Genomic DNA, 25908 nt, shown 5'->3' with positions numbered 1-25908 from the left:
ATGTTATGATGGATGTAAATATTTCCTTTAAGGTGGTAAGATGAACAATCCGGACAACACAGCTGAGAACGGCAGAAAACGCAGATGTTACGTCTGCAAAGAACTGAACCCTATCGCGCACGAGCACTATACGAAGCTGTGTAGGGCTTGCGGCGATTATAATGAATTAAAACGGACAGCCAAACATGACATGGACACGTACATCGCTTTGGTTACCGGCGGACGCACCAAAATAGGTTATTATACGGCGCTGCGGTTGCTGCGGGACGGGGCGCGTGTGATTTTGACCACCCGGTTCCCCTATAATGCCCTGCAGCGTTATATCACAGAGCCGGATTGGGAGCAGTGGCGGGACCGGATTCATATTTACCGGCTGGATTTTCGCCAAATCGATCAGGTCGAACGTTTCGCCAGTTATATCAAACAGGAGTTTCCTTATCTCGATGTCATTATAAACAATGCTGCACAGACGGTTAGAATGTCACCGGAGGAATACGATCAGCTGATTCTGCAGGAGGGCGAACTGGAACAACAGCTTTTAGACCACCATCAGCAGCTGCTTGCAGGTCAACATGCCTTGGCTCCTTTTCCGCAGCCTGCGGATGAGGCGGCTGTCTCTCCTTATCTTCCGCTGCTTTATCCGGAGATGAATGTCACCTCCGCACAATCGCAGCTCCAGAATTCGTGGACAGCACAGTCCCATCAGATTTCTGTAATGGAGATGCTGGAGGTCCAGCTGATTAACGTTACCGCCCCGTTTTTATTGAACACACAGCTAAAAGACGCCTTAGCGCGAAGCCCCCATCCAAACCGGTTTATCGTCAACGTATCGGCGGCGGAAGGCAGATTCCAGGCGAAACGAAAAGGCGGTTACCATGTCCACACCAACATGGCCAAAGCCTCATTAAATATGATGACCTTGACCTTGTCCAAGGAATACAAAAGAGACCGGATTTTTGTGACCAGCGTCGACCCCGGCTGGGTGTCGAACCAGTTCCCGGAGCAGACCAAAGCCCGGCGGGCGATTGAACTGCCCCTGGACTTCGAGGATGCCGCAGCCCGGATCTGCGATCCGGTTTATGAAGGAATCGACGCGGAGAAGCCGTGGACAGGGGTGTTTTTGAAGGATTATAAAGAAATTGAATGGTGAAGGGATACACCAACGGAAAGCCCGCTGAATCTGCTGTTGAAGGCGGGCTTATCCCTATCGGGGAGTTGCAGCCGGCCGTCTCAAACCTCACCGCCTCCTTCACTGCAAAGGGTTACCCTCGGCATCCCCCAAATCGATTTGTAGGATAGCACCCTTCCTGATTTCGTCTACCCCCACTTTTTCTTGAATGTTGATTCCTATAAGCGGGATGCCGGCAATTGAAAAAGAGACGCTCACATCTTTTACAACCAACTCATAATCCGTTTCCTCGCCGCTGCTCACTGTGATCGTTGAACCTATTACTCTCTTTAATTTTGTAACGTTGTAGGAGTCTAGTTCAACAAAGCTGACCAGCAGCACGATTCCCCGCTCCGGAAAATCAACCACATCTTCTATCCTCATTATCATGGTCTCCATAAGACTTTAGCTCCTTTTTTTCCCACCCTAATCTGTTCATAATTCATGCAGCCGCATACGCTCCAGCTAAAAGAGCAGAGAAGTTCCCGACAGCTGGCAGCCGCGCCTGATTTACTATTTTCCCCAGTATCGCTATTTTTTATAGTTGACGATTCTTATCGGAATTCTCTATAATCAAAAACAACTTCAAATTTGCGACAATAATCGGGAGATCAGATGATGAAAAAAATGACAACATGGTATACGAACCAGCTTGTTCCGTGGCTTTTCCCTATTATAGCGATTGTATTGTGGCAAGTCCTGGGGCAATCGGGAATTATCAGCTCTTCCATTTTGCCAACACCCCTCGACGTGATAGACGCTGCAATTCAATTAACAAGCTCAGGTAAATTACAAGAACATGTTTATATCAGTACCCAGCGTGCTTTAATCGGCTTCTTCATAGGCGGGATTATCGGTTTTATCCTTGGCCTGTTAAATGGAACCGTTAAGTTTTTTGAGAAAACGACGGATACAACGATGCAAATGATCCGTACGATTCCTCACTTGGCTCTTATCCCGCTAGTCATTTTATGGTTTGGGATCGGTGAATCCGCCAAAATATTTCTTGTTGCGCTTGGTGTCATGTTCCCGGTATACATCAACACGTTCAGCGGGATTCAAAATGTGGACCGCAAACTGATTGAGATGGGAACCGTATACGGGTTATCCAAATGGAAGCTTTTCACCAACATTATTTTGCCCGGCGCGCTGTCTTCCATTTTGGTAGGGATTCGTTATGCGCTTGGTGTGATGTGGATGTCGTTAATTGTGGCGGAAACGATTGGCGCCGATTCAGGTATTGGCTTTATGGCAACCAGTGCACGTGAATTCATGCAGATGGACATTGTCGTGTTAACCATCGTTCTGTACGCAATCCTGGGGAAGCTGTCCGATGTCATTGCCAAACTGTTTGAACGCCGCTTCTTAAAATGGAATCCGGTTTACCGGAAGAAATAATCCTGCCGAACCATTGAATTACACGAACAACGCGGAGGCTACCATGATCAACATTGAACTAAAAAATGTCAGCAAAAGCTACGGCAACAACGAAGTTTTACATAATATCGATTTATCCATCGATCAGGGCAGCTTTACAGCTATCGTTGGAAAAAGCGGCTGTGGAAAAAGCACGTTACTGCGGATCATCGCCAGACTCGAGCAGACTACAAGCGGAGAACTGCATTTCACCGGTAAGCAAACCCATGATCCGAAGATTCGAATCATGTTTCAGGACGACAGACTGCTCCCTTGGAAAAATATTTTGAAAAACATTGAGCTTGGGGCCGTCCATCCGAAAGTCGCAAAAGAGTCTCTGGAGAGAGTAGGGTTAATCGATAAACAACAGGATTGGCCTGATCAGCTGTCTGGCGGACAAAAACAACGGATTGCCCTGGCACGGGCATTAGCAAGCAATCCGGATGTTTTGCTGTTTGACGAACCGCTTGGCGCATTGGACGCGTTAACCCGGATTGAAATGCAAAACCTGATTGAAGAGCTGTGGCAGCAGCAGAAGTTCACCTCGCTTCTGGTTACCCATGATGTAACCGAGGCTGTACGGTTAGCGGACCGCGTCATCGTAATCGACCGTGGGGCCATCCAATTGGATGAACGCATTGACCTGCCAAGACCCCGGGAACGAAATGATACGTTTACTTTCCATGAGCAGAAAATACTAAATCAAATTTTAGGAGTGTAGAACATGAAAAAAGCATTTTTGTTTACATTAGCTGCCCTTTTCACTTTGGTATTAGCTGCTTGCGGTAACAATTCGGCTGGCAATTCCGCCGATGGAGCTGCCCAAGGGGCTGCCAATACCCCTGCAAAGGATTCAAAAGGGGTCATCACGATAGGTTATCAAAAAGGCAATACCCTGAACATTCTTAAAGAACACGGAAATTTGGATAAGGCATTAAACGAACAAGGCTATACCGTTGAATGGAAAGTGTTTCCTACTGGTACGGTTTTATTGGAGGCGCTGAATACAAATAACATTGATTTCGGCCACGCCTCTGACGGTAATGCTGTGTTTATGCAAGCCGGCGGGCATCCGCTGAACTATGTGGCCTCCGAAGCTCCCTATCCGGAAGGCGTCGCGTTAGTAGTTAAAGAAGAATCCGAGATTAAAAGCGTAAACGACCTGAAAGGGAAAACGATTGGGGTAACCAAAGGCGGTAATCAGCATTACCTGCTCCTGGTGGCCTTGGAGAAAGCCGGTATTGCTCTGGACGAAGTCACCATCAAGTTCTATAAAGATGCGGCGGAAGGCCTGGCTGCCTTTACTAAAGGCGAATTCGACGTATACGGCACGTGGGACCCATACCTGGCTATTGTAGAAAACACGGTCAAAACCCGCACCGTGGTGAGCGGCACCGACAATTCGGAAAACCGGACGTTCTATTTTGCCACCAAAGATCTTTTGGATAAAAAGCCGGAGGTTGTGACAACCATTCTTCAAGAACTGCAAAATGCCGACACTTGGGCCAACGAAAATAAAGAGGAAATTTCGAAGATCTTAGCCGGTGAACTGGGACTGGACGTTGGACCTATTCAAAAAGCCAATGACCGCCGTACCTTCGGTGTTCAGAAAATCGGTGACGCGATCATTGCAAGCCAACAAAAGCTGGCCGACAAATTCGTTGAAGCCGGGCTGCTTGAAACGAAAATCAACATTAAAGATGCCGTTAACATTGATGATTCACTCATTCCGGGCAACATTCAATAGGAGGACTGAACATGACACAAGTGATCGAAAATGCATTTTTAAGCTACGGTAAAAAAGAAGCTCCGGTAAAAGTTGAAGTGTTTTTGAACTTGGCCTGCCCGTATTGCGCCACTTTCTTTCAAGCAGCGGATGAAACGTTAACCCCTTATATCGAAAACGGGCAAGTTCAATATGTAGTGAAGCATTATGACAAACCGCGTGAAATGCTGTTATATGGCACGTTGGCGAACGCTTTTCTAGATTATAAGGACCCTCAAAAAGTGTACGAGCTGATGAAGGATTTATTTGCAAAACAAAGCGAGTGGAGCGAATCGGACAGCGATTCGATCAAACAGCGGTTAACCGGGGAATACGGGCTGCAGGAGCAGCCGGAGAACATCGACTTGAGTCTGCAGATTATTGCAGAAGCCATTGAACGGAAGGTGAAGATGGTACCTACGGTCTTCATTAACGGCAAAGAGTTCCAATACCCTGTTGAACTTGATGCAGACGGCTTGAAAGCGGAGGTCGACCAGGCATTGGCCTAATCATTTGTATCTAAATTTAGTTAGCTAAAAAGCAGAGCGAGAGCCCCCGACCCTTCCGGTTTCGGGGGTTTTCTAGTCAGGCGCCTTGTCCTGGCTTTGTCCTGGCTTTGTCCTGGCTTTGTCCCTGTCTTGTCCCTGCCTTGTCCCTGTCTTGTCCCTGCCTTGTCCCTGCCTTGTCCCAGCCAAGTCGCCTAACACGCACTCCCTCAACTCTCCGCTTCCCATACCAAATCAAGCAGCTCGTCCACTTCCTGAATTCGGGTCACTGACGGGGTGTGTATCAGATTGCCTTTGACCATAACCATAGCCGCAGCTGACAGAGCTTTGATATTGTCCAGCGGGTTTTGCTCCAGCACAATGAGATCCGCCTGTTTGCCGGCCTCCAGGCTTCCGGTCAAATGATCGATGCCCAAAATTTCCGCATTAGTTCGGGTAACCCGCTCAATAACCTGGCCCGCGTTCAGCTTCGTTTGTCTTATAAAATGGTCCAGTTCCCGCCACATATCATAGTGGGTGACATAGGACATGGCAGCATCCGTGCCAATGCCAATAGCGATGTCATGTTCGACTGCCTGCCGCAGCCCCTTCAGCATAGAGTGATATACACGTCTGGAGTTTTCCCGGACCGTTTCGCTGGCCTTCGTCAGATTCGGATCCAATTTTATAGTAGGGTACGCTGCCTGCAGTGTAGGAATTAATGCGGTATATCCCTTTAGCGCTCTAGGATTGTGTTTGTATAAGCGAATGATCTCTTCATCCATCTCCGCGCCATGTTCAATGGTATCCACCCCGCCCTTCAGCGCAACTCTTACCCCTTCCGTACTCTCCACATGAGCTGCCACACGTATGCCGATCTTGTGGGCTTCCTCGCAGATAGCGGCAACCTCCGCTTCCGTCATTTGCAAGCGGCCCGCTTCGCCGATCCGCTTGGCATCGGTGACCCCGCCGGTCACGCAGATTTTAATCCAGTCTACGCCGTTTTTTATATTAATTCTTACGTTTTTTCTTGCCTCCCATGGTGAATCGCCAACCAATGCGAGATAGGGGGCGCCATGACCGCCGGTTACACTGAGGAAAAAACCGGATACCAGAAGATTCGGGCCGACGAACCGGTTCGCGTTAATCTCATCCCGCAGCTGCACATCGGTATAAAAAAACTCCCCCACGCTGCGCATGGTGGTCACTCCGGAGTGCAGTGCCGTCAGGGCATTTTTTTTCATCCGCTTTTTCAATATACTTCTGCCCAGCTTCGTATCGAGCACATGATGGTACGCAAAATTCAGCAGCCCTTCGCTTGCAGACAGCGTAAACGGCTTCCCGTCCGCAAATAAATGCACATGTGCGTTAATGAGACCCGGCATTACATATTTCCCCGTCAAATCGATGGTTTGATAATGGCTTGGGACTGTGACATCGCCTGACTTCCCAATCTCCCCAATTCGCCCGTCTTCACTGATCAGAATGGTCATCCCCTGATCTATTCCCTTTTGTGTATCTCCATAAATCACATTGCAGTTTTTGAATGCATAACCCGTCTTCATCTTGTTTCCCCTCCTGATTTACTGCTGAGCTGCTAGCTGCTGAGTCACCTCAATATTGAATTATTAATTCACTTTTGGTGAAAAAAAATTAGGGCATTTCATCCCCAAAATGTGCTTATCCGCATCATTAAGCTTGTTCCCTGGCCCGGCGCCAGCCATACCCGCATCCTTCAGTGCCGGTGTTATTCATTAAGGCCTTTTACCCCGTGCAGCCAATACAATCGAAGTGCCTCCAAAATCCGCTTCCGGCTATCCGGGCTCATCTCTCTTTTCAGTAAATCCAAAATCATGTTGATCACATTGCTGGCAATGATGTTCAGCAGAATCATATTTTCGCCGGTGCTGATTTCATAGCGTTTGTAGCTTTTTTTCAAGAAGGGCTTTTTGGTTTCAATCATCAGCTCGATCAGATCATTTTTAGCGTTGCTGTATACCGTCCCTTTATTTTTCTCGAAAATAATGACGATCTGCTTGCTGTATTGGGTCAGCAAAAGCAGCTGCTCTTGAACAAGAGCCGATTTCTTTTCGTTGTTGGCCCCGTCAAAAAAAGTCTGGTTATCAATCTGAATGGTTTCCACTAACACATTTTTTAAATAATCCACTAATGACGGCGGAACAACCGCATAAAACAGTTCCTTTTTATTTTTAAAATACGTGTAAATATTACCGACGGAAATCTGAATTTCCTCCGCAATATCACTCATTTTCGCATCCGCATACCCTTTTCGGAAAAACACCCGCAAAGCGGCGGATTCAATATCCTTTTTTACTTCCTCTTTTTTTGCCTGCATGCTGCAGCTCCTTCAATACAACCCTTAATAGTGAACAACCAATTCATTATTAGTGTAGTACCACGTTGAGCAGCTGTCAAATAGCCGTTGCATTTGCACGAGTTTATCCTGTCTGACCTGTCTGACCTGGGGGGATTTTTATAGCCAATTGGGATTGGAATAAAGGGACTCCAGCCAGTCCTCTAATGTTTCTTTGATCTCATACCTGTTTCTTGAGCATTTTTCTTTTAAAATGTCCCAATCTCCATTAGCGATAACCAGCCTGTATTCTCCGCTGGCGCTTGAATCAGGGTACCAGCCCAAGTCAATTACAATTCTTCCTTCCTCTCTATCAGGGATGAACCACTCTCCTTGTTTGTTCAGCTGCATTTTAAAGATCTGTAGGAGATCCTCCGTAAAGTAATGCCAATTCTCTAAAAAGTCATCCCCCTCCTCTCCCCTCTCAGGCTCAACATCATAAAACTTGTTATATCCAATGGCATAACTCTGGGGAATTCTGAGTTCCATTCGTTTCATTAACGATCATCCTTTCGATCTATCTGCTTACGGGAGGCGGGATTTAGTCCGCTGTGTCACTGCCGCTTTATCCATCGATTAGTCCGTTCTGTCACTGCCGCTATGGTCCAGCTTTCGGCTGAGAACATACAACCGCCTGTTGATGTGCTGTTATTTACTAACTATTTTATGTGAATCTGCTGCAACTTCCCAGCCCGGACGTGGAGAACCATTGTGATATTTTGACAGCTGCATATAGTTACAGTATACTGTAAACGATACACTTGACTGTAACATGTACCGTCGATTGTCTTGGAGGGATATTATGAATTACTATACCGCTAAACAAATAGCTGAATTTCTGCAACAAGATGATCCGCGCATGAATCTGCGCACGGTAAGGTATTACACACAAATTGGCATGATACCGCCTCTGGAATTAGTGGGCAACAAGAGGGTTTACACCGACCACCACCTCGAATACTTTCGTGCCATACTAACCTTATCCAGAACCGGGGAAACCTTGGCTTCTATTCAAGAAACGCTAAAAAAGCTCTCCCTGGAGGACATCAAAAAAATAAGCCAGCAATTAACATGGGTTGAACCGAGCCGGATTCTCGAAAACGAAACACTAAAAATAACGGATGATGTGTTTATAACGTTAAGCCCCCGTATTTCCGGCGAGTTGAAACAAAAAGTAATTGATTCCGTATCTCAAGCGCTGAGAGGGGAACATCGATGAGGCTTGATATCAGGTTAGCGAAGGCGAAGATGGAAAACGAAGAAGGAATGAATCATTTGTGGATTCATGTGCTGCGGGATGAGGGGATGAAGTCCCAACAATGTGAAATTGAAATACGGCTGCCCCAAGGCCTCTACCGCTCGTATAACCTCAATGAACTTGCTGAAAATGAACGGGGACATATCCTAACAGATGGATCGGATCAAGAGGTAATGATAGAGATATTTACTGAGAATCCCATTTCATGTGGGGAAAGGCTTATCGCCGTAACCTTATTTTACTCATCTGGAATCACGGTAAGCAAAGAAGTGACAGTTGAAGTTGTTGAAGAAGCTGGTATGGATGGGGTTGAACTTGACGAGAGAGTTGTCGAACGAGTTAAAGCGATAAGGGGTAGCCTCCCTCCAACCGAAGAAAGGACAGGAACCGTAACTATTTTGCCGCAGATTCTAGAGCGCAGGGATAACAAATATTCGTATTTAGAAAAGGAATACCGTATTGACTATGAAGTGAGAACATAACGTAAGGTTCTAAACACTAAGCAACAGAACTGGAGGTGGTGTACATGGAGAATGAACAAATCGAATACACTGTTGAGTACCAAGATAGCTATGGCGTAGTTTATTTTGAAAATGTCAAAGCATTGAGCTTGTCCGATGCAAAAATACAGGTTCACCAAAGAATCCCCGAGGCTAATATTAGAGCAGTCACAGCAGTCTCACATGCTAATGAAGATGAGTCTCGTTAACTATTACATGACACAAACGCCGGGTTTTATCTACAAACGACTGCATGGATAAGGTGAATTTATAACTATATCAGCACAAAAAAGAGGGGCATTGAGCCCCTCTTTCCGCTAACACATCACTTTTTTCATCGCTAGTTAGTGAACAGTACCCGTCGTGAGATGAGTACACCGGAGTCTGGAATCCGGCCACAATTCTTCGGCTACAGGTTCACGAGTCTCCCAGTAAGCATACAGAGAAAGCTCCCTATTATAACGTCTCCGTACTGAGCGTAAACCCTTCAATCACAGCATCTTCGTCTACCTCAATCATGATGCAGCGTTTCCCTTTATAATTTACCTGCCGCACGTATCTTAAATCTTGGGGACTGACCGAAATCGTCGCGATCTTTGTTTGAATCTTAATGGATTTCGAAGTGAACTTCGGCATGACGCTGCTTGCTTTGATTTCATAGTTTCTGTCATCGACGATGGTTTCAAACGCCCGTTCTACCTTTTCCGCCGTTACATCCTCCACGCCGCTCGCTGTCAGCAGCCGCTCCACATCTTTAAAATCCAGCTTCGGCGGTTCTTCCTCTTCATGGGTCTCAATGACCTGATGAATTTCTTCGTATACACTGGCAATCGTGGAGGCGTCGAGCAGTTCTCCCGCCACTTCCTTTACAATATCCTCAAAAACAGCCCGCTCTTCTAGCGCAGTCACGGATCTCTCGGCATTCAGCACTTCTTCGATGAAATGCGTATTCGGCTCGTGAGCTCTCCCCGAACAATACAAAACACGATTTACATCGGAATAGCCGTCTGTAATGCTAGGGAAGAAAAACCCTTGCTCCGGTGAACTCAGCTTAATGATCGGGTCTACAATAATGTTGTATTTAAACTCTCTCTCAACATAATCGAACAAAAGCGTTTTTCGCTGCTTCTCCGTGGAATTTACGCTGCACAAAATAAACGGATTTGCGAACATTTCGTCATTTTCGCTTTCTTCGGCTTCTTCGTTTCTGGCCTTCGTCGGCCGGTAATACTGCCCTCGAACGAAAGTAATCACCGTATCCTGTTCATAGTGGGCATCCGCCAACATTTTATCCACCAGCAGGATCATCAGATCATGCCATTCTTCGGGATCACCGGTCACCAGACCTTGATGAAGGAGTACCCTGGTTGGGTTCTCCGCTTCCTCATGAAGCTTCAACTCAAATAGCTTTTGGTCCATTTCTCCGGTCAGCAGCTTTTTGAAATTGCCCATATATAACTCTTGCTTTTCCCTGTCCAACATGGCGAAAGGCTGACGTTCGTAATGATAAATCTCGTTGGTTTCTTTCATGATATACACATTAAGAATATCGTAAATCTGAAGTTTTTCGTGGTCCAGCTTAAACTGCTTGCGAATATACGCAACTTCTTTTTTCAGCATGATCTATCCATATCTCCTATGAAGTGAAATGGTCTTACCAAAATAAACGATACGACTAATCAATTATAACGCCTTTCTGAACGCTCACAAAACAAAAAGATGCCCTTTTTGAGAAGGACATCTTTCTGGTCACCCTTTAGAGGAACCTAAGCTCCCGTTTATTAGTTTCAATGAATCTCCTTATACCGAAAAATATCCCGGCACAAAAATGCACCAAGCGGATATCCACCACCTGCACGCCCCATTTCCTATAACTTGATAAAGATTAGACTGTCGCTTCTTGGCTCCACCCTTCAGTATGACGCGCGAAGATTAGCCTAATCTTTCTCTTCTGCCCCTCATTAAAGAGGGTGTCTCGTCTATTGTGTCTTAGTCAATATTCACACCTTCTTCGGACAGAATTTGAAGTATTCGGCGTCGGGCTCTTGCCACATATTGCCGGATGTTTGATGCCCGAATATTCAAAAGCTGTCCAATTTGTTGATCGCCCATTTCCATCTTGTATTTAAAATATAAGAGATTCCGGTCACGTTCGGTTAACTGAAACATGGCTTTTTTCAAAGTGTCATATTTTTCTCCTTTTATGTAGTCTTCTTCTGTTGCGGCAAGCCTATCAGGAATATGGTCCGCCAAATCATCATTCGCACCAATGTACATATTTTTTGAATGTCGTGAGCTCTTTCGGATATAGTCAAAACAAACATGTTTAATAGTATTGACAATATACGAAGTGGTTCTGTAGCAGTCTAGGGATTTCAAAAGAGACGCTCTAGGAATTAGTTTCATAAACGCATCCTGTATTAAATCATCAACCACTTCATTATCTTGAATGATGCTAAATGCTTTCTTTTTCATTAAAGGGTAGTAACCTTCGTACAATTTCGCAATCATTTCCTTATCATCAGTTTCATATGCAGACAGGATAAGAAGAATGATGTGCAGCCCCTCCCTATAATGCTCGGCCTTGTTACTGGGTATAGGGAAACGATCCGTTAGGCCGAGACTGCTTTTTTTAAATAAAATTCAACGGATAAATCAACCTTTCTTTACCTATTATACCTTTTTTCTGTTACAAAATGTAAACAAATTGGGAAATTTAATAGAAATTAGAATTGTAAATCGTCTATGTCAAACTCTATATTCCACATTTCATTAGCTCGGGAAGCCAATTCATGTACTTGTGTTTTATTCTCCTCCATCACTTTCAGGGCAACTTCATCCTCCTTGTTGATGGGATTTAAACTCTTATCAATTAGAATTTCATGTATTTCTCCGTTCCCTTTTTGCAATCTAATTCCGTATTCATATCCGCCGTCCAAGAGTGGCCAGATAATTAAGCCATCCAAACTATCTTTTTTTGATATCCCCAGGTTTCCCGTTAATCTTAAATACTCCGGTTTTTTAACAAGATAAACATATCCATCTTCTTCTTTGATATTGACGCCATGTAATTTAGGGACAGGTTCCGTATACTTCTGATAAGAGGCATTTATAACAAAAAACCAAGCTATGTTCCATAGTATAAAAACGGAACCTGCAACCAAAACGATTTTTGTTATCCATTTCATAAGTCCACCACCAGACTCCCTTGTTTTTTTATTTCTTCATCATGCGTTACAAGGACAATCGTTTTTCCCTGCTTATTCAAATCTCTTAAAATGTTCATAACAATAGCTGCATTTGTTGCGTCCAGAGAACCAGTAGGTTCATCGGCCAGAATGATATCGCACTTTTTCAGCATCAGTCTTGCTAAAGCGACCCTTTGTTGTTCTCCGCCTGATAACGTATACACTTTCTTATTCAATTTGTCTTCCAAACCTACAATCTTCAATGCTTCCGTCATTGAAAGATTCGTCTTACAATCCTTACGAATCAAATTGAGATTCTCTTTCACTGTTTTATTATCAATCAATGCAAAGTTTTGAAATAAAAAACCCACCTTAGATCTGAAGTAATTTAAGTGATTTTTTCTATTGGTGATATCCAGGTCATCCACCCTAATTTCTCCTTCGTCTATTTCCTCTATGGCCCCAATCATGTTAAGCAGTGTCGTTTTTCCACAGCCGCTAGGTCCGGAAAACACAACAAATGCCTTATCCTCTATAACCAAATTGAAATTGGAGAATAACCGCTTATCTTCAAATGTTTTAGTTAAACCTTTTATGTGAATCATAAGCTCCCCCCCTTTAAAATTTTCGGAAGTTTGGCTTTTTCAACACGATGAATAAAAAACAGCATTACGGCTATTTCCAGTACCATAATGGTTATTCCACCGATTAATAAATAGTAAAATTCTATAAGATTGAGCATAAGCGAAATGGCCACAGATAATCCGATGCTTAACACAGTCACAGACACAGTTAAAACGGCAAGTCTTTTATGTTTTTCTAATGGGCTGTACCCAATCACTTTTTTTACCGCAAGTTCAACTGCATTAATCTCATATTCCAACTTAATGATCGAACTTATAATAAGGATTTCCATGATGACCACCAACACACTAAATACCACATTCATGTATAATACACGTTTGGCGGTTGTCCATTTATTTTCAAAGTTTTCAAGAACGTTTGTTCTGCTGATAATTTGATGTTCCAGTTTATGTTCTTCTATGAATCTTGTAAAGGCTTTATTTTCAACGTTATACATAACATCATGCAAAACATTCATTTTCTGCATGGGATTCGAATCCGAAGCAGTACCTTCCAGGTGCATATTGTTGAAAATGATTACGGGATTTTTAAATCGTTTACTTCCATACGTATAATTTTCATCAATGCTTACTACTGTAGCAGGTTCATCATAATAAACGGCTTCATGCTGATACCTGTAATCGGCACCTTCATAAAATCGAACGGCATCCGCCATTTTTTTTACAATTCCTTTGTCCTTAGACAATCCTTTCGGAATAACGAAATAAACCTTATTGGATAATGATATCTCTTTCAACTCTTTAATCTGGCGGGAGAGATAATGATATGAGTTCTGGTTAGCCATGATTCCTTCAACCTTGGTCAGGTTTGAGATGTTTACAAAAGAAGTGGGTTTAAATTCATGAAAAAACTGTTCATAAAAGTTTGTCTGCACCTTCGCACTGTCTGTAAGTGCATTCGATACCGAGCCGTCCTGAGCAGGAACAGGCTTATATTGAAGACTAATATACTCATAATCGGCAAACTCCTGAAAAAAGGGCTTCTGTTTATATAAATTTAAAGATTCTATAATAAAAACCAAATTGCTCGATATCACCAAAATTGTAATGATCGCCGTCAATGATTTTAAGCCATAGTTCAAGGTCAACAGCTTCTTAGAACCTACGCTATTTGAAAAGGCTTCTTTTATTGGATGTCTGTACAGACTTGTATAACATAGAGCATTAAGCAACAGCATTAGCAAGAAAAAGCTTAGCGAAAACTCAAATCTAAACCAAACATACGTAAACCTGGATAAGAGTGCTGTCACCAGGTAAAATTGAACGCTCAAAATGATCGCATCTATTATTGCAAGCCTCCAAACAATACTGTGAGCCGATTCTCCCATTGATATTTGGATAAGACTTTCTTTTCTTATTAATAAGGCATTGTAAAAGGTCATGAATATAATAATACTTGCAATAAGTATCCATATACCTATGATCGTATTGCGTATCCCCGTATCCCCATACCCCTCCTGCGGATGGTTACCCGCATACTTGTCAATCAAACTCATTTTGAAAGCATGCACCTGTTCGCCTCTGCCAATCACATAAAATTCATGAATTGCATCCATTTTTCCGATATCTTTTAAACTTGAGAATGAAAACCGGAGGTTTCCCATAAAAAGGCTGCTGTATTCGCCCTTTTGAATATTCATTTCCTGATTAATATAATTTTCGACTTCAGAAGAACCGTATATATCGAACTCCGTCAAAAAGATGCTTTTAGGGGATCTTATGTAAGTGAACACTTCAACCTTATTTTGTTTAGCAGAAGCAAGAATATCATTGATCATTTCCTCATCAGTTGTGTGTGGTTGTTTATACATGGTTGTATAAGCAAATTTAGTATAGAAGTTATCCAAGTAAAATACGTGGCTTTCTCCAATAATTAAAACACCGATAAAAAGAATACAGAAGCTAACAATAAACCTAATTTTCTTCATGAGGACACTCCCTTCCCCCAGGAGGATAAAACCTGACTGGCTGGTTATACACCTTGAACCTACCGATTGGTGACTGCTTCATTTAAGTTCAGCTTACAACCACCAAAGTCCTTAACCCTGGAAGCTAAGGACTTTGGCAAGTAGATTCCCGATTCAGGAACTAGGACGCATACTCAAGCTAATGCCTAAGGGTATTGGGCGATTGTTTACCAAGTGATGCTGTATTCAATGTAGGAACCGCGGTGAGTCACTTCAATACCTGCCCATGCTCCCCCGCTATCTTCATCTGAAAATGCTCCATTATTATTGCTCACCGTTGCAGTGTGGTGATATGTGGTGTGATAGGTATGTGTATAATCCTCGTTAATCCAAGCCGTATTAAATCCATATTTCATAAGCCATCCGGATCCGCTTGCAGGCAATTCCCAAGACTTGCTGAATGTTTGTCCATTGCTATTGTAGGTAGTCGTTTCAGCAAACGCGGAAGCAGACACTGATAGGAGCAAACCGATGGCCAACATACTGGATAATAGAGTTTTTTTCATTTTTTCATCTCCTCAACACTATAGATTTGATTGCAATTTTTCTTAATTACAAGTATCTTTCTCAAGCAAAAAATGGGTCACCCTCAGCCCTTTTCTCCATCATTACACTATAATTAACTGCTATCGCCTCAACTCCTTTTTAACTTGTCGAGAAGCCCATCTCAAAAGTGACTATACGACTTGTTTTTCTTCTCGCATCTATATAGACGTTAAATGACCATAATATGTAACAATTCTAATAATATACATTATTAAATAATATATGAAAATTGTCGAGGTAACTTCAAAGTAATATCAGCCGGATAACTTCTGGTTGGTCCATGAAACGCACCCCTTACAATAGACATTGCTCTCAATAGTAATTCTGATAAGTATTTTTACTCTTGATAGACGAACTCTCTTCAAACTATAATTGAACAATCTTTCAAATGAGGTGAAATGGATGTCTTTCCGTATTGTTCGAAGTAATTAGTTTTCGGGCTGGACAAAACGCGTACCAGCCATCAAGGGGGGGGAGTCTGCCCTTTTGGTCCCATGAAGCTAAAACATTGAATAATATCGGTCATAATTTCATTCCCATTGGAAGGCGGAACAAAAATGAATCCATTGGAATACAAAGAGTTTTATGATAAAGTCGGAAAAATCAACGGTTGGGATTTCAGTAATGTGAAATGCGTTTCTGAAGGAACAAGATGGGATTTGTATAGTGAAGTACTGAAGATCTGCAGCAAGTCAGATATATTGCTCGATATCGGAACCGGCGGCGGGGAAGCGATATTACCCATAGTTGGTTCTGCCCTACTTCTAGTTGGGATTGACCAATCCACTGGAATGATTGAAACCGCAACTAGGAATTCTGCTAAATCAGGCATACCTAATGTACGTTTTCTAAAGATGGACGCCGAAAACTTGGAGTTTCCTGACGGCTTTTTTAATGTAGTCTCGTGTAGACATTCAGAGTTTTCATCTAAAGAAATCGCAAAAGTTTTAAATAAGGGCGGTACATTCCTCACTCAGCAAGTAAGCGAAAACGATAAATCAAATATTAAAAAAGCGTTTGGAAGAGGACAGGCATTGGGGACAAAGGCAGGTACATTAAAGCAGCGATATATTACTGAATTGAGCAACGCAGGCTTTAGAGACATTCAGGCGTTTGAATTTAATATTATTGAATATTATCAAACGGCGGAAGACCTGATCTTTTTGTTAGTACACACTCCAATTATCCCCCGTTTTGGGCAGGCTGAGGCCGACTTTCAAATCCTCCAACAGTTCATTAAGGAAAATCAGACGGAGAAGGGGATTAGAACAAATTCGGAACGCTTTATAATAAGTGCTAAGTTATAAAGACTTGTGATGGAACTCGCAGCATGTCGTCCTCCGCAGGCCTAGATCAATCTTCTTAGGACTCTGAAGCTGTAAGTGGAATAAATTTCAAACAGCCTCACCCTATGTGGTAAAATTGCTCTATAATCTGCGTCTTGGAAGGTGAGTATATGACAGGCTCAATCAATATATTGGGAGTTCCCTTTTCTAAACTTACGTTAAATGAAACGGTACATCTACTAGGCGAACATATTCAAAAAGAACCAGCGGAATTGTTTCATCTAATTACGGCAAACCCTGAAATTACAATAGCCCAGCAAACGGATAAGTTGCTTATAAAAGAGGCAGACTTAGTTACGCCCGATGGAGTAGGCATCGTAATTGCTTCCAAAAGAAAAGGTGAACCCATTTCAGAACGTGTTACTGGATATGATTTGCTTCATCAGCTCTTGGAAAGGGGAAACGAACGTAGTTGGAGTTTTTATTTTTTAGGCACAGATGAAGAAACAAACCTTAAAGCAGTAACCGAGATACACCGCCGCTATCCAAATGTAATCGTTAAAGGACGACACCATGGCTTTTTCTCCGAGGATAAAGAAAAACACATACTTAACGAAATTCAGCAGTCCAAACCTGATGTACTCATCATTGCAATGGGAGCTCCCTATACCGATAAGTGGATTTATAAGAACAAACATAATATCAATGGTGTAAAGGTTGTTTTCGGAGTTGGCGGGAGCCTTGACGTAATCGCAGGGAAGGTAAAGCCTACACCCGCTATTTGGAAGACACTGAACTTAGAATGGCTTCACCGGTTACTTACGGTTCCTGTTGCAAAGGGGCAGAAATCACGATGGCGGCGCCAATCCGCACTACCTAAATTTTTTTACCGAGCAATCCTTAAGAGATAGAAAATCAAAGCAAGCATAAAAAAGAGGAGTATCGCTAGGGTATCACCCGCTTCCAACTGCTTCTGAATTCTTTTCGTCACCGCTTATACTTTCTTTTTTTGTGGGAGATCGTTGAACTCCATCCCATCCAGGAATCGATTGTTTATGATTAAGCTCTTTACTTTATCCATTGTATCAGGTCCTTTGGGTACACCACCGTTTCTATTAAGCAACATCCATCTAAGACAAGCTAACGCCTCAAAAACTTCAAGTTCCTCCTGTTGAAAATCATTCTTAAATAAGTACGCAGAACGAAACACATTTGCAATCCGGTCAGAAATGTATATTTTCATCAGAATAAGTGACCACGCAAAATCATATCTGGGATCGCCTAATTGTCCGTTCGTCCAATCTATTACGGTGTATCGGTCATTGTCCTCTAATATGTTCCCTAAATGAAAATCACCATGAATAATACATTCCTGGCTTATTTGAGTGATTTGAACAAGAGCTGATACCGCATTATATATGTCCTCATGCCCTCTAACTGCAGGAAAAAAGTAGTCAATGAAATCGTATCGTGGAAGGAGTATGTTTCCAATCTCTTCAACGTGAATTTGATGTATTTTTAATAATATGTTCGCAATTTCAGTCATTTTCTTTTGATTTAATTCAAGAACGGGCGTACCGCTAAAACTTGTTAACAATACCTTATCTCCGTTGGGATTTATCCCCCAACCAACTGGAATAGGGACCGATACTCCTTGTTCGAAAAGGAGATTCAACAATTGGAATTGCAAACGAATATCAGGCTTGGAACTTTTATTCCACACCTTCAATACAAAGCATTCTTGATCTGAACTTATTTTCATGACTTCAGCTTCAAAACCATGATTCATTGAATGCACAGTCATAGTGGCTGCTTGACTTAATAATTTATCAATAACTTTATTTTTTTCTACCCAATCCACATTACCTATGGGGTTCCCCAACAACAATCTTCCTTCCATATTTATGCTCTCTTCATCTTTAGATTTAGACCGTTACACGAACTATGTACCGTTCAAAGGTTGTTGGTAAGCCTTTGTCCGTTGCGTTCTTTTCAAATATCCTTGTTATCTCGGACATAGACTGTTGAATTACCGCTTCAAATACGGACGGCTTTTGACCGAACAGTCTCATTCTAACGACGTCGATTGGTTCATGGAGATATTCTTGGCTTTTTACCGATATAACGCAATTTATTGCTCAACCACCCCAAAATCATCCACATAAACATATGCTGAACCAGCATTCTTATGAGCATAGACTGTTGCCTTAGTAGCGCCCGTCCCGGTTGTAAAAGGAATTTTCACCATTGCCCAAGATGCACTGTCAGACGTTACAGACGCACTCTTTCCTCCAAAGCCAGTAACGCCAATCTGAATCTGCTCTCCTTTGTCTGCTTTAACCCACGCGGTACACATATAGCTGGTATTAGGACTTAGCCCCGTAAGTACCTGCTCGATTCCATCTTCTCCGGGTCCCAATCTAACACTCTTAGAGCCGCTTCTTGGTACCGAGACACTTGCAGCGGTATCTGAGTGGGTTGTTGTCCATGGTGAGATGATCCCTTTCTCGAAATCAGATTGCCTTACGTTATTATCATAAAGTAAGCTGACATTCTCAATAACCGGGTTCGGAGGTGAAGAAAAATTATGCCCGGCAGTCCAGTCCGTTCCACCGAACTCATATGCTCCAATATCCGGTGCTGCACCAACATAATCATCCTTGATTCCTAATATTACAACCCCTGCATTAATAGCTGGAGAAGCAGACTGCAATCTGAAATCATAGGCTTTCGGATTCACAAATAACGGATTGGTTACTGACGTCATATTTTTTCCCTCTATATGAGTACCAGGAAGTCTAAAGTCTGTAGTAAAGATATTGTTGAAAATTCTGTCGCCGTACATATCTGACTGAAAATCACTTCCCCAATATCCTACATTTCCGTTACTGTAGGTGGTATTGTTATAGATTAGGTTAAAATTACTGGGTGTATTCAATCTTATCGCTGTATAGTTCCCCCATACAACATTATGATGCACAATATAACCCTTGCTGCCGTTATCCAGATAGATACCCGTACCGGAATAATTTTTTGCCAGATTGTCATGGATGTAGTTATGATGAATTACCGTCCCCTGCCCATCCCAGGCAAATTCGTAGAGTATTCCGCAGTCTTTTGTCAGTTTTCCTGCATTGTACAGATTATTATATTGGATCTGGCTGTTTTGGGTTGGCATAAAAATCAGATGACGCCCAGCGTTATATACCGTATTATGACTGATGAGATGGTTTGCCCCTAATAGATAGATTGCCGGAATATCCGCTGCCGAATAATTTGCTTCATGAATAAGATTATTAATTACCTTATTGCCTGTTCCCTCTATACTCACCAGATTACCGGAACTGTAGGTCAAAGTACTGTCTCTAAGCTCATTATTGGTACCGGACATAAATATCCCTGTACTGTATTGCCTGGTAACATCCGAATCATGGCTAACATACTCCGCAATCATATTAGAGACTTTACAGTAATTGGAGTTAGACATTTTAATGCTGGAGGCAAATATATTAATTCCGGTAATATTTATGTAAGAGCGGGAACTTAAATCAAATGCATAAGTCCGCTTTTTGGCTTCTACCGTCAAAGTATTCGGATGAACTCCACCAGGGGCCCATAAATAAAGTCTGCCAGTAATGCTGTCATAATACCATTCTCCCGCACTGTCAAGATCCTTTAGATCACCAGTAATATAATAGTTGTTACCGCCTGTCGCTGCAGTCCCCATTGGATCAAAGGTAATGGAGCCGTTACTCGAGCCGGTAATGGTACTTTTATAAGATTTGTAGCCTGTTCCCGGAACACTCCAAACGGTTTTGCCAACCCAGTATCCTGGTGCCTGAGTTAAGTCCCCATCCTTGATGGTTGTAGTGGAACCGGATTCAACTGTTGCGTAGGTTGAATTTAAGGGATCAAGTGTTGATGAATTGGGCCATCTGGCTTCAAATTGCATTTGCTTATTAACAAATATCTGATCTTTTGTTCCAAGGGAACCCGTCATTCCTGCATAATAGATGGATCCGGCGTGATTTTTCCAGCCAGTAACCGGATCGGCACCGGATACCGTTACCTTCTCTCCTGTATAAGGCCTAAAGTTTATGGGATTTGCAGAGGTTCCGGAAGTAGGAAGTGTTACGGTTTCCCGGTATGTCCCCCCTCGTATGATGCAGGTATCTCCGGCTGTCATGGTATCTGCTGCCTTTTGTATGGTTTTCCATGGATTTGATAGTGTGCCGGTTCCAGTAATGTCATTCCCCGTTGTAGAAACATAATAGACGGAACTTGCTTTTACAGTTTCCACACCCAGATTAAACGTAAATACATAAATTATGATAATTCCGACTAAAAATCTAATGCCTGTGCTCTTCTTCATAGCTTACCTCCTGTAATGAATTCTAATTTTAGATACGGCTTCTACGCCTGGCTTAAATTCACTTCAAAGTATGTTCTAATATAGAAAATTATGTATGTAAGCCTCAACTATTTAATCGACTTCTATCGGCTTAAAGTTTATGGCCCTTTCGGCAAAACTTCTTCAATACTGACCTGCTTTGTTGGATTCGATATCTCTCAGTATTAGAAAAGGACTTAAAACGCAAACACGCCTCCCTGGACGAGCCAGAAAGGCGGTATCAATCGTTATATAGTTTGCATACAAGAGGGCTAAGGTTAGCAAAAATAATCTCAGTAGTGAAAATCAAAAGGGTTCGGAATCTTCTTCAGATTATCGAACCCTTCTACTTATTCTTTAATTCTTACTATCATTGCACAGCACTCCGCATATTTGGATCAAGCATTATAGACAATAAAAATTAGGGGTAAAGCAGTGATCACCTTTATTTTTATACATAGGGCTCGTAATCCCTTTGATAAGATTCTCTTGTCTCTTCATACGTAGGTATCTCTAAAAACTTCACTTCTTCAATATTCAAGGAAAGGAATTCATTACCTATTATTTTTGTTATTTGCTCAATACTACTTGTATCCCAAGCTTTTGACAACTTTGACCAAACATCAATATATATAGGCTTATGACCGTTCTTGTTCATTGGAGCAGAATGGGCAACTTGATGTGAAATATCTTCCTCATTCCTCGGATAGATAAAGCTGTATCCTACATCTAATTGGCCGTTTATAAACTCTTCAATTTCATCACAGAATTCTTTGTCCTCACTTTTATCAAGTTCATTATTTAATAAATTTATTAGACAGGGCTGAGTTGATAACTCAAAATAGCCTAGAAATTTTTTCTTCTCTTCATCCGCGTATATGGTGATTTCATCATTACAACTTTTGTCACAAAGTCCATATACACCATACCAAAATAGCCAATGCCGAACATGTACAAACACAGTTTTCATATTGCTCCATCAACCTCATTTTTCGTTTTTATTATTTTTTACTTCGATGAAACCATATGCCCATCCAAGGCCTGTTATTTATTCAATATCAATAATATCGCTCCAAAATGTGATATGTTTAATGTTACTGAAGTCTATTTCCTCATATTTTTTTAAATCGAACTCAACCATTAGGTAGGAACACAGGTTTTCACCGTAATAAATAATGTCGGTTTGATGAACTGAAAAAACAGGATTCTCTGATTCAAAAGGCGTCGAAGGGATATATCTATGTGAGAAAATGGGGATTAGTTTAGGGGCTTTCTTATATTCATCAATACACTTGTTTGTGGCTTTTAGTAGTTCATCAGGCTTCTTTCCCCATTCCTTTAACCAAAAATTATTGTGCTCAATATCGAACAGTATGCCTTCCAAACACCAATCAAGTCTTTTTTGCACGAGTTCAACATTAAGTGTACTCATATCTCTCCAATTAATGAACTTATCAGAAGTTGGTAAAGCAATGGACAAGAAATCCCTTAAATCCGGTGGAAATTCAAATTGATATTGTCGTTCAATTTCTTCAAACTCACTTTGAGTTAATCCTTCTGAAAAAAGAACACCTTTTTCCTTCATTTTATTTATCAATTCAGCATAGTCCATGCAACCCGCCCCTTAGATCTATATATAATCATCTATTCACCTGTTTGCTAAGTTTCTTTAGCTTTTCTATCATTTGCTCACCAGTTCCGATTAGATAACCATGATGATTTTCACATAGCAACCATAGGTATTTTTTGGACACAATATAATATTCGAACATTGAGGAATTCTCCAACACTGTTTGGATTGGTTTTATTTGACCCTCAAACAACCAAAACTTTGGTTCTTCTCTATCCTCTTGAGCTAAAAACCACACCTTTTCGGTATCATCAATCAACTTCGACAGGTCTTTATAAGCATCATTATTAGGGTAGTCAATGGAAAAGCCATCATTGAAGTATTCCCAATACCAAAAGGAAGAATGTCCTTTCCAATTTACGAATGTATCCTCAATATTTTTAATGATCCCTTTCCAAAGGTTTTTCCCGACTTCCTTAATTTGCTCCTTGTCAAAGTTTAGTTGTTTAATTACCTCATCAATCTCCGCTCTAACTGCATCCTTCATGTATCCTCCCCTAACTTTGCTCATGGCCAAGTAGTCCCAATAAAGCCAAAAACCTGTTGTAATTCGTATATTGAGATATTGTTTTTTTAATCAGTTTATTTAGCTTTTGGATGGTATAAAGGTTATATCGAGCCTCGGAATTGTATTGTTCCTTATCATTAGAGAATAATAAACTTGGATGTTCTGCTACCTCCAATATTTCGTGAAATGCCTTTAATTCCTTATTCTTGAGAAAACCAATCACTCATAATCACGCCCTTTAAATAGAGCTCATATTCATTGTACCAAATGGTGGAATTCGGCTCCCGTATAAACAAAATCTAGTCATCGTAAACTCTCAAAGCTCCCTTTATTTGGGAATCGACACTTTCTTCGCTTAAGCCTTATTCCCCTTTGCGCTTCCCAATATCTCATTCTCCCCCTTTTGCGCTCTTGTCATAATGTTGAATCATCATGTGAAAGAACTTCAATACGGCCTGGAGCTCCGATTCCGAGAATACGCTCATTAAATCGATAAACCGGTTCTCGATGATGACATGCATCATGGCATGAACCTCAAAGATCTGTCGGCCTTTGGGCGTCAGGCTGAAATAGACTTCTTTTTTGTTGTCGTTCATCTGGCTGCGCTTGATGAAGCCTTCCTCCAACAGCTTATTGCTGATCTTGGTAATGCTCGCCTTGGATAATTTCATTTTCTCCGCAATGGAAGTATTATTAATAGGCTCATTATGGCCGATGCAATCGATGGTATGGACGCTGGTTAGATTGGCCGGGAACGAACTCAGCCCTTCCAGCCGGGCAAAATTGGCAAATTCTTCGCTCTCCGTCGTGAAGATTTTTTCGGTCAAATGCGTAAAATGAAGAAATTGGCTGTACAACAACCTTTTAAGTCCCTCGGACGAGTTCATGCATTCGCCCCCCCATTTTGTTTATTTGTAAACCAACATAGCACACACCATTCAAACAATCAAACCGTGCCATTCATCCAAATTCCGGATTGACAGCACCATACATCCGAGTATATAGTTTACCCATTAACATAATTTATTGTTAATTAGTTAACAATATATATGGGCAAAGGAGGGGAGTCTTATGAATGCTTCCGCAACGATAAGAGAACGCAGAACGATTCGCAAATTCAAGTCCACTGCGGTCGCGCAAGAGCAGATTACTTCCTTGTTGAATGAAGCCGCCGGTTTGTATGAAACTGAGGGCACTCCAAGCTGGCGCTGCATCTATTACGATTCCCTGGAATCGCGTCAACGATTGGCCGGAAGTATGCTTGCCAAGATCAAGGAAAGTCGTTTCGGCAAGTTTATCCCCGACAGAATGACCGACTTTTATAGCAAACAAGCCACCGAGATTCCCGCTTACATAGCTTTCATAGCGGAATCCGCTAACACGCGACAGCAAAGCGACGAGAATTATGCCGCGGTTTGCAGCATTATGCAGAATTTCCAGTTGCTAGGCTGGGAGCAAGGACTGGGCATGCTGTGGTATACGGACCCGCTAATCATGAGCGAGACTTTATTTAAGGAAATCGGATTGCAGGACGGGGAGCGTTTTGCCGGGATTCTGAGTATCGGATACTTTGAGAAAATGCCAAGAGCCCGGAAGAGAACACCGGCGGAACAGAAATGGACGATGATCGGCATGGATGACCACTCGCATCCGCACACGAATGCGGACATTTTGCCGTATTCTCCGCAAATCATTCTGGGAATGTTGAATGAAGCTGTCTATGCGCCAAATGACGGGATGCGGGAACCGTGGCGTTTTGTTTATGTAACAGGAGGAGAAGCGGCTGGCAAACTTCGCAGTTTACAAGGGAGCTCGTCCAAGGCATTCCTGCTTATCGTGGCTAAGGAAGAAAGCGATCTCCACAAGCAGGATGAGGATTACGCGGCCGTATGCTGTCTGATTCAGAACTTTCAATTGTTGGCCAAGACCAACCACTGGAACGTTTACCGAACCATTCCGGAATGGACTTACAGTCACGAAAATTATACGCAATTTGGAATTCGGCCTCAGGAACGGATCGTCGCAGTGCTGGAATTCGGTGCAGATATTCGCCGCTCAAGCTCCGCATCCACGCCTCCGACGGTGAACGTCACACAACGTTAGCTTTTTCTTAACACCAATCACTCGAAAACGAGTTGACGTAGAGAGATTGATGCAGCAATTTTTCCATTTCCCTTTGTGCGTAACCGATTATCAGATTATTATGCACTTAGATTATTATATCGAAGAGAACACATATAAGGATGCCCTCTTCGATTTTCGTTTCTACACTCCACATGTGACCAGTAGACAGTGACAACAACAATCATGTACGTGTCCGTGTGTTCGCTCCGATTCATGAACAATATATAAAGGGATTGCCTTAAAACAGCAATCCCATTTCAACTTATTCTTTTGTAGCTACAACCATTATTTCTATCCCATCTAAATTTATGCTTTGACGCTTCTCCCATTTCCTCAACGTGCGCTCCAAATGTTCTCTACCTTCAGTCCAACCTGAGAAAACATCTGTTTCAATTCAAACGGGAGGTATCTTCGCTCCTTAACCTCAACCTGCTTCTTTCCTTCAGGGGCAGAAGGGAGAATTTTGATAACCAGGCCAATAATTCTTGTAATTATGCATGCATTTCAACGTATGCTCCGCTCTCAGACCCTGCTTTCAACTTTCTCGCCTGAATCATTGCTGCTACCTCCCGATGTTTCGTTAAGAATAAACTTCTTTAAGTCCAATTGCGGGATTCTGATGACCCGACCGACCTTCACAGATTTTCACTTATAAACAA

Annotated in this window: 27 protein-coding genes; 11 read left to right on the top strand and 16 right to left on the bottom strand. The window is 42.3% G+C overall.

Going from position 1 to position 25908, the window contains the following annotated elements:
* The first annotated feature begins 40 nt into the window (after positions 1-40).
* Positions 41-1150, top strand: a complete 1110-nt coding sequence (locus ACE6ED_RS19140) for an SDR family NAD(P)-dependent oxidoreductase (protein WP_410828827.1) — start codon at positions 41-43, stop codon at positions 1148-1150.
* Positions 1151-1249: 99 nt separating this feature from the next.
* On the opposite strand, the gene ACE6ED_RS19135 is transcribed toward ACE6ED_RS19140, so the two are convergent.
* Positions 1250-1567, bottom strand: a complete 318-nt coding sequence (locus tag ACE6ED_RS19135) for a hypothetical protein (protein WP_410828826.1) — start codon at positions 1565-1567, stop codon at positions 1250-1252.
* 219 nt (positions 1568-1786) lie between these two features.
* On the opposite strand from ACE6ED_RS19135, the gene ACE6ED_RS19130 reads away from it, so the two are divergent.
* The 4 genes from ACE6ED_RS19130 to ACE6ED_RS19115 are packed head-to-tail and all read left to right on the top strand — an operon-like array spanning position 1787 to position 4858.
* Positions 1787-2566 (top strand): ABC transporter permease subunit, encoded by a 780-nt coding sequence (locus ACE6ED_RS19130; protein ID WP_410828880.1) that lies wholly within the window; start codon positions 1787-1789, stop codon positions 2564-2566.
* Between the two features lie 43 nt (positions 2567-2609).
* On the top strand, positions 2610-3305 hold the full coding sequence (locus tag ACE6ED_RS19125; RefSeq protein WP_410828825.1) for an ABC transporter ATP-binding protein: 696 nt from the start codon (positions 2610-2612) through the stop codon (positions 3303-3305).
* Between the two features lie 3 nt (positions 3306-3308).
* Complete coding sequence (locus tag ACE6ED_RS19120; RefSeq protein WP_410828824.1) at positions 3309-4331, top strand: aliphatic sulfonate ABC transporter substrate-binding protein; 1023 nt, start codon at positions 3309-3311, stop codon at positions 4329-4331.
* Positions 4332-4342: 11 nt separating this feature from the next.
* Positions 4343-4858 (top strand): thioredoxin domain-containing protein, encoded by a 516-nt coding sequence (locus ACE6ED_RS19115; protein WP_410828823.1) that lies wholly within the window; start codon positions 4343-4345, stop codon positions 4856-4858.
* 206 nt (positions 4859-5064) lie between these two features.
* Here the strand turns inward: ACE6ED_RS19115 and ACE6ED_RS19110 are convergent, their stop codons facing one another.
* The 3 genes from ACE6ED_RS19110 to ACE6ED_RS19100 form a co-directional block, all read right to left on the bottom strand.
* Positions 5065-6399 (bottom strand): metal-dependent hydrolase family protein, encoded by a 1335-nt coding sequence (locus ACE6ED_RS19110; protein WP_410828822.1) that lies wholly within the window; start codon positions 6397-6399, stop codon positions 5065-5067.
* A gap of 182 nt (positions 6400-6581) precedes the next feature.
* Positions 6582-7190, bottom strand: coding sequence for a TetR/AcrR family transcriptional regulator (locus tag ACE6ED_RS19105; RefSeq protein WP_410828821.1), 609 nt, complete (start codon positions 7188-7190; stop codon positions 6582-6584).
* Positions 7191-7328: 138 nt separating this feature from the next.
* The gene (locus ACE6ED_RS19100) at positions 7329-7706 is read right to left on the bottom strand and encodes a hypothetical protein (RefSeq protein WP_410828820.1); all 378 of its coding nucleotides are present in this window, start codon (positions 7704-7706) and stop codon (positions 7329-7331) included.
* Positions 7707-8010: 304 nt separating this feature from the next.
* Between ACE6ED_RS19100 and ACE6ED_RS19095 the strand changes: the two genes are divergently transcribed.
* From ACE6ED_RS19095 to ACE6ED_RS19085, 3 genes are read left to right on the top strand one after another with little or no spacing between them, the layout of a single operon-like run.
* Complete coding sequence (locus tag ACE6ED_RS19095; protein WP_410828819.1) at positions 8011-8427, top strand: MerR family transcriptional regulator; 417 nt, start codon at positions 8011-8013, stop codon at positions 8425-8427.
* Between the two features lie 29 nt (positions 8428-8456).
* Entirely contained in the window at positions 8457-8948 is a 492-nt protein-coding gene (locus tag ACE6ED_RS19090; protein ID WP_410828818.1) for a hypothetical protein, read from the top strand.
* Positions 8949-8992: 44 nt separating this feature from the next.
* Positions 8993-9175, top strand: coding sequence for a hypothetical protein (locus ACE6ED_RS19085; protein ID WP_410828817.1), 183 nt, complete (start codon positions 8993-8995; stop codon positions 9173-9175).
* 247 nt (positions 9176-9422) lie between these two features.
* Here ACE6ED_RS19085 and ACE6ED_RS19080 read toward each other — a convergent pair whose 3' ends face one another.
* The 6 genes from ACE6ED_RS19080 to ACE6ED_RS19055 form a co-directional block, all read right to left on the bottom strand.
* On the bottom strand, positions 9423-10586 hold the full coding sequence (locus tag ACE6ED_RS19080; protein ID WP_410828816.1) for a DUF4317 domain-containing protein: 1164 nt from the start codon (positions 10584-10586) through the stop codon (positions 9423-9425).
* 369 nt (positions 10587-10955) lie between these two features.
* Positions 10956-11477 (bottom strand): RNA polymerase sigma factor, encoded by a 522-nt coding sequence (locus ACE6ED_RS19075; RefSeq protein WP_410828815.1) that lies wholly within the window; start codon positions 11475-11477, stop codon positions 10956-10958.
* 215 nt (positions 11478-11692) lie between these two features.
* Positions 11693-12154 (bottom strand): hypothetical protein, encoded by a 462-nt coding sequence (locus ACE6ED_RS19070; protein ID WP_410828814.1) that lies wholly within the window; start codon positions 12152-12154, stop codon positions 11693-11695.
* Positions 12151-12759, bottom strand: coding sequence for an ATP-binding cassette domain-containing protein (locus ACE6ED_RS19065; RefSeq protein ID WP_410828813.1), 609 nt, complete (start codon positions 12757-12759; stop codon positions 12151-12153). The genes ACE6ED_RS19070 and ACE6ED_RS19065 overlap by 4 nt, the downstream gene beginning before the upstream one ends.
* Positions 12756-14726: a hypothetical protein gene (locus ACE6ED_RS19060; protein WP_410828812.1), complete on the bottom strand. Its 1971-nt coding sequence runs from the start codon at positions 14724-14726 to the stop codon at positions 12756-12758. Before ACE6ED_RS19060 ends, ACE6ED_RS19065 begins: the two co-directional genes overlap by 4 nt.
* Positions 14727-14932: 206 nt before the next feature.
* Complete coding sequence (locus tag ACE6ED_RS19055; protein WP_410828811.1) at positions 14933-15271, bottom strand: mediterrocin family bacteriocin; 339 nt, start codon at positions 15269-15271, stop codon at positions 14933-14935.
* A 597-nt stretch (positions 15272-15868) separates the two neighbouring features.
* Between ACE6ED_RS19055 and ACE6ED_RS19050 the strand changes: the two genes are divergently transcribed.
* On the top strand, positions 15869-16618 hold the full coding sequence (locus ACE6ED_RS19050; protein WP_410828810.1) for a class I SAM-dependent methyltransferase: 750 nt from the start codon (positions 15869-15871) through the stop codon (positions 16616-16618).
* Between the two features lie 149 nt (positions 16619-16767).
* Positions 16768-17508 (top strand): WecB/TagA/CpsF family glycosyltransferase, encoded by a 741-nt coding sequence (locus ACE6ED_RS19045; RefSeq protein WP_410828809.1) that lies wholly within the window; start codon positions 16768-16770, stop codon positions 17506-17508.
* 83 nt (positions 17509-17591) lie between these two features.
* Here ACE6ED_RS19045 and ACE6ED_RS19040 read toward each other — a convergent pair whose 3' ends face one another.
* The 6 genes from ACE6ED_RS19040 to ACE6ED_RS19015 all read right to left on the bottom strand — a co-directional run bounded on the left by ACE6ED_RS19040 (position 17592) and on the right by ACE6ED_RS19015 (position 24012).
* Positions 17592-18497: an aminoglycoside phosphotransferase family protein gene (locus tag ACE6ED_RS19040; RefSeq protein ID WP_410828808.1), complete on the bottom strand. Its 906-nt coding sequence runs from the start codon at positions 18495-18497 to the stop codon at positions 17592-17594.
* 231 nt (positions 18498-18728) lie between these two features.
* Positions 18729-20969 (bottom strand): carbohydrate binding domain-containing protein, encoded by a 2241-nt coding sequence (locus ACE6ED_RS19035; protein WP_410828807.1) that lies wholly within the window; start codon positions 20967-20969, stop codon positions 18729-18731.
* A 469-nt stretch (positions 20970-21438) separates the two neighbouring features.
* Positions 21439-21957 carry a hypothetical protein gene (locus ACE6ED_RS19030; protein ID WP_410828806.1) on the bottom strand — a complete coding sequence of 173 codons (519 nt, stop codon included), beginning with the start codon at positions 21955-21957 and terminating at the stop codon, positions 21439-21441.
* Positions 21958-22035: 78 nt separating this feature from the next.
* On the bottom strand, positions 22036-22599 hold the full coding sequence (locus ACE6ED_RS19025) for an SMI1/KNR4 family protein (RefSeq protein ID WP_410828805.1): 564 nt from the start codon (positions 22597-22599) through the stop codon (positions 22036-22038).
* A 28-nt stretch (positions 22600-22627) separates the two neighbouring features.
* Positions 22628-23104: a DUF6756 family protein gene (locus tag ACE6ED_RS19020; protein WP_410828804.1), complete on the bottom strand. Its 477-nt coding sequence runs from the start codon at positions 23102-23104 to the stop codon at positions 22628-22630.
* Positions 23105-23514: 410 nt separating this feature from the next.
* Positions 23515-24012 carry a MarR family transcriptional regulator gene (locus tag ACE6ED_RS19015; RefSeq protein WP_410828803.1) on the bottom strand — a complete coding sequence of 166 codons (498 nt, stop codon included), beginning with the start codon at positions 24010-24012 and terminating at the stop codon, positions 23515-23517.
* A 184-nt stretch (positions 24013-24196) separates the two neighbouring features.
* Here ACE6ED_RS19015 and ACE6ED_RS19010 point away from each other — a divergent pair, with 184 nt between their 5' ends.
* Complete coding sequence (locus ACE6ED_RS19010) at positions 24197-25228, top strand: nitroreductase family protein (RefSeq protein ID WP_410828802.1); 1032 nt, start codon at positions 24197-24199, stop codon at positions 25226-25228.
* Positions 25229-25908 lie beyond the last annotated feature (680 nt).

The organism is Paenibacillus nanchangensis (genome assembly GCF_046543445.1).
Taxonomy (GTDB): domain Bacteria; phylum Bacillota; class Bacilli; order Paenibacillales; family Paenibacillaceae; genus Paenibacillus_AQ; species Paenibacillus_AQ nanchangensis.
The sequence above is the reverse complement of the archived record's forward strand: the minus strand, read 5'-3'. Positions and strand labels throughout refer to the sequence as shown.

Excerpts from the sequence above, each read along its gene's own strand:
- ACE6ED_RS19140 (WP_410828827.1), top strand. The coding sequence starts at position 41 with ATGAACAATCCGGACAACACAGCTGAGAACGGCAGAAAACGCAGATGT.
- ACE6ED_RS19135 (WP_410828826.1), bottom strand. The coding sequence starts at position 1,567 with ATGGAGACCATGATAATGAGGATAGAAGATGTGGTTGATTTTCCGGAG.
- ACE6ED_RS19130 (WP_410828880.1), top strand. The coding sequence starts at position 1,787 with ATGAAAAAAATGACAACATGGTATACGAACCAGCTTGTTCCGTGGCTT.
- ACE6ED_RS19125 (WP_410828825.1), top strand. The coding sequence starts at position 2,610 with ATGATCAACATTGAACTAAAAAATGTCAGCAAAAGCTACGGCAACAAC.
- ACE6ED_RS19120 (WP_410828824.1), top strand. The coding sequence starts at position 3,309 with ATGAAAAAAGCATTTTTGTTTACATTAGCTGCCCTTTTCACTTTGGTA.
- ACE6ED_RS19115 (WP_410828823.1), top strand. The coding sequence starts at position 4,343 with ATGACACAAGTGATCGAAAATGCATTTTTAAGCTACGGTAAAAAAGAA.
- ACE6ED_RS19110 (WP_410828822.1), bottom strand. The coding sequence starts at position 6,399 with ATGAAGACGGGTTATGCATTCAAAAACTGCAATGTGATTTATGGAGAT.
- ACE6ED_RS19105 (WP_410828821.1), bottom strand. The coding sequence starts at position 7,190 with ATGCAGGCAAAAAAAGAGGAAGTAAAAAAGGATATTGAATCCGCCGCT.
- ACE6ED_RS19100 (WP_410828820.1), bottom strand. The coding sequence starts at position 7,706 with ATGAAACGAATGGAACTCAGAATTCCCCAGAGTTATGCCATTGGATAT.
- ACE6ED_RS19095 (WP_410828819.1), top strand. The coding sequence starts at position 8,011 with ATGAATTACTATACCGCTAAACAAATAGCTGAATTTCTGCAACAAGAT.
- ACE6ED_RS19090 (WP_410828818.1), top strand. The coding sequence starts at position 8,457 with ATGGAAAACGAAGAAGGAATGAATCATTTGTGGATTCATGTGCTGCGG.
- ACE6ED_RS19085 (WP_410828817.1), top strand. The coding sequence starts at position 8,993 with ATGGAGAATGAACAAATCGAATACACTGTTGAGTACCAAGATAGCTAT.
- ACE6ED_RS19080 (WP_410828816.1), bottom strand. The coding sequence starts at position 10,586 with ATGCTGAAAAAAGAAGTTGCGTATATTCGCAAGCAGTTTAAGCTGGAC.
- ACE6ED_RS19075 (WP_410828815.1), bottom strand. The coding sequence starts at position 11,477 with ATGATTGCGAAATTGTACGAAGGTTACTACCCTTTAATGAAAAAGAAA.
- ACE6ED_RS19070 (WP_410828814.1), bottom strand. The coding sequence starts at position 12,154 with ATGAAATGGATAACAAAAATCGTTTTGGTTGCAGGTTCCGTTTTTATA.
- ACE6ED_RS19065 (WP_410828813.1), bottom strand. The coding sequence starts at position 12,759 with ATGATTCACATAAAAGGTTTAACTAAAACATTTGAAGATAAGCGGTTA.
- ACE6ED_RS19060 (WP_410828812.1), bottom strand. The coding sequence starts at position 14,726 with ATGAAGAAAATTAGGTTTATTGTTAGCTTCTGTATTCTTTTTATCGGT.
- ACE6ED_RS19055 (WP_410828811.1), bottom strand. The coding sequence starts at position 15,271 with ATGAAAAAAACTCTATTATCCAGTATGTTGGCCATCGGTTTGCTCCTA.
- ACE6ED_RS19050 (WP_410828810.1), top strand. The coding sequence starts at position 15,869 with ATGAATCCATTGGAATACAAAGAGTTTTATGATAAAGTCGGAAAAATC.
- ACE6ED_RS19045 (WP_410828809.1), top strand. The coding sequence starts at position 16,768 with ATGACAGGCTCAATCAATATATTGGGAGTTCCCTTTTCTAAACTTACG.
- ACE6ED_RS19040 (WP_410828808.1), bottom strand. The coding sequence starts at position 18,497 with ATGGAAGGAAGATTGTTGTTGGGGAACCCCATAGGTAATGTGGATTGG.
- ACE6ED_RS19035 (WP_410828807.1), bottom strand. The coding sequence starts at position 20,969 with ATGAAGAAGAGCACAGGCATTAGATTTTTAGTCGGAATTATCATAATT.
- ACE6ED_RS19030 (WP_410828806.1), bottom strand. The coding sequence starts at position 21,957 with ATGAAAACTGTGTTTGTACATGTTCGGCATTGGCTATTTTGGTATGGT.
- ACE6ED_RS19025 (WP_410828805.1), bottom strand. The coding sequence starts at position 22,599 with ATGGACTATGCTGAATTGATAAATAAAATGAAGGAAAAAGGTGTTCTT.
- ACE6ED_RS19020 (WP_410828804.1), bottom strand. The coding sequence starts at position 23,104 with ATGAAGGATGCAGTTAGAGCGGAGATTGATGAGGTAATTAAACAACTA.
- ACE6ED_RS19015 (WP_410828803.1), bottom strand. The coding sequence starts at position 24,012 with ATGAACTCGTCCGAGGGACTTAAAAGGTTGTTGTACAGCCAATTTCTT.
- ACE6ED_RS19010 (WP_410828802.1), top strand. The coding sequence starts at position 24,197 with ATGAATGCTTCCGCAACGATAAGAGAACGCAGAACGATTCGCAAATTC.